This is a genomic window from Actinomyces sp. HMSC075C01, from assembly GCF_001812965.1.
GTDB lineage: Bacteria > Actinomycetota > Actinomycetes > Actinomycetales > Actinomycetaceae > Actinomyces > Actinomyces acetigenes.
The window spans coordinates 172102-172414 of the sequence record NZ_KV811040.1 but is presented as its reverse complement, the minus strand read 5'-3'; the positions used below and the strand labels follow the sequence as shown (position 1 = coordinate 172414).

1 protein-coding gene is annotated in these 313 nt (G+C 71.2%); it reads left to right on the top strand.

Annotation, left to right across the window (positions count from 1 at the left end):
* Positions 1-313: replication-relaxation family protein (locus HMPREF2883_RS15700; RefSeq protein ID WP_256277496.1), on the top strand; the 313-nt coding region annotated here is incomplete at both ends.

Genomic DNA, 313 nt, shown 5'->3' with positions numbered 1-313 from the left:
GGAGGCCGTCCGCCAGGAGGCGGACACCGAGGCGGCGGTGGCCTTGGAGCCGGACTGCTGGCGCACTGCGCTCAGCCCCAGCGGCCAGGTACAGGTGCTACGCCCCGACCTGGCCGTGACCATCACCAGCCCGGCCTATGAGGACCGCTACCTCGTCGAGGTCGACCGGGCTACCGAGAACCCTGGCCGGGTTATCGCCACCTGCTGGCGCTACCAGGAACACCAAGCCCAGGCCAGCGACGGCGACGTCTTCCCCCTGGTGGTCTGGCTGGTCCCCACCGACCGCAGACGCCACCGCCTGGAGCGAGCCATC